2 protein-coding genes and 1 pseudogene are annotated in these 1,974 nt (G+C 60.5%); 2 read left to right on the forward strand and 1 reads right to left on the reverse strand.

Annotated features, from left to right (window positions below):
• A partial coding sequence (locus EN749_RS39215) for a hypothetical protein (protein ID WP_245491571.1) occupies positions 1-99 on the forward strand: 99 nt, incomplete at its 5' end.
• 185 nt (positions 100-284) lie between these two features.
• Positions 285-1,613, forward strand: a complete 1,329-nt coding sequence (gene gltA / locus EN749_RS34835) for a citrate synthase (protein ID WP_127270290.1) — start codon at positions 285-287, stop codon at positions 1,611-1,613.
• A gap of 61 nt (positions 1,614-1,674) precedes the next feature.
• Here gltA and EN749_RS34840 read toward each other — a convergent pair.
• Positions 1,675-1,974 (reverse strand): annotated as a pseudogene (locus EN749_RS34840) (lipid-A-disaccharide synthase); the annotation flags it as partial.

A 1,974-nucleotide genomic window follows, 5' to 3' on the forward strand; every position in this document is an offset into this window, starting at 1 on the left:
GCGTTGACCGGCAAAAGCACCTCGCCGGGCGTGTTCGATGTGCTCGCCGTGCTCGGCCGCGAGGAAAGCCTGGCGCGCATCTCAGATCAAATCGATTAGGAGCAAACTGGCCCAAGAAGATTGGCATTGAAAGGCGGGTTTCGCAGTGCAACATTAGGCCTTGGCCCAATCTGGCACGCACCTCCTGAAATGCGGTGGCGAATACGCGCATTGCGGTGATTTTCGACGTGTCGCTCTGCAGAATTTTGCCTTTGCCGGCATGAGGAAACAAGAAGGAGTTTGCAATGACCGAAGCTGCGAAAAAAATGGATTTGGGCGGCAAGACCCAGGAGGCCACGGCAACGCTTGCATTCGCCGGCAAGACCCATGAATTCAAGGTGCGAAGTGGTTCGGTCGGGCCTGATGTCATCGACATCGCCTCGCTCTACTCAACCACCGGCGCCTTCACTTACGATCCCGGCTTCACCTCGACGGCAAGCTGCGAGTCCGAAATCACCTTCATCGACGGCGACGCCGGCATCCTGCTGCACCGCGGCTATCCGATCGACCAGTTGGCCGAACATGGCGACTTCCTCGAAGTCTGCTATCTCCTGCTTTACGGCGAACTGCCGACCAAGGCGCAGAAGGACGACTTCGACTATCGCGTGACGCGCCACACCATGGTGCATGAGCAGATGTCGCGCTTTTTCACCGGCTTCCGCCGCGACGCGCACCCGATGGCGGTGATGTGCGGCGTGGTCGGCGCGCTGTCGGCCTTCTACCACGACTCCACCGACATCTCCGACCCCTACCAGCGCATGGTTGCCTCCATGCGGCTGATCGCCAAGATGCCAACGATCGCGGCGATGGCCTACAAATACCACATCGGCCAGCCGTTCATTTACCCGAAGAACGAACTGAACTTCGCCGCCAACTTCCTGCACATGTGCTTTGCCGTGCCGTGCGAGGAATACAAGATCAACCCGGTGCTGGCGCGCGCCATGGAGCGCATCTTCATCCTGCACGCCGACCACGAGCAGAACGCCTCGACCTCGACCGTGCGTCTCGCCGGCTCGTCGGGCGCCAATCCGTTTGCGTGCATCGCCGCCGGCATCGCCTGCCTGTGGGGGCCTGCGCATGGCGGCGCCAATGAAGCGGCGCTCAACATGCTTGGTGAGATCGGCCATGTCGATCACATCCCCGAATTCATCGCCCGCGCCAAGGACAAGAACGATCCGTTCCGGCTGATGGGCTTCGGCCACCGCGTCTACAAGAACTACGATCCGCGCGCCAAGATCATGCAGAAGACGGCGCATGAGGTTCTGGGCGAGCTCGGCATCAAGGACGATCCGCTGCTCGACATCGCCATGGAACTGGAAAAGATCGCGCTGACCGATCCCTATTTCATCGAGAAGAAGCTCTACCCGAATGTCGACTTCTATTCCGGCATCACGCTGAAGGCGCTGGGCTTCCCCACCACCATGTTCACCGTGCTGTTCGCGGTCGCCCGCACCGTCGGCTGGATCGCGCAGTGGAAAGAGATGATCGAGGATCCGCGCCAGAAGATCGGCCGCCCTCGTCAGCTCTATACCGGCGCACCCGAGCGTGACTACGTGCCGATCGCCAAGCGGTGAATTGGGAGTAGGGATCGGGCAGTAGGCAGTAGGCAGTAGGCACGGTCAACTTCCCTACTCCCTACTGACTATTCCCTCTCTTGATATACCGCATCACCACCTGCGCGGCGATCTCGCCGGACGGTCTGTCCGTCGCCATGCGCCGCGTGATCTCTGCAAATCCATTCTTCTGCCAGGCGCGCATGCCGCTGTCGGCGAACAGGGCTTCCAATTGCCGGGCCAGATTGTTCGGCTTGATGTAGCCGTCGTAGAATTCCGGAATAAGCGCTCGATCCGATATCAGATTGGGCAGCAGGGCCGACCAGACTGAAACGAGGTACGGCGCCAAGACGCGCGCAACCGGGTCGAGCCTGTAGCAGGA

It is taken from the genome of Mesorhizobium sp. M7A.F.Ca.ET.027.02.1.1, from assembly GCF_004022985.1.
Classification (GTDB): Bacteria; Pseudomonadota; Alphaproteobacteria; order Rhizobiales; family Rhizobiaceae; genus Mesorhizobium.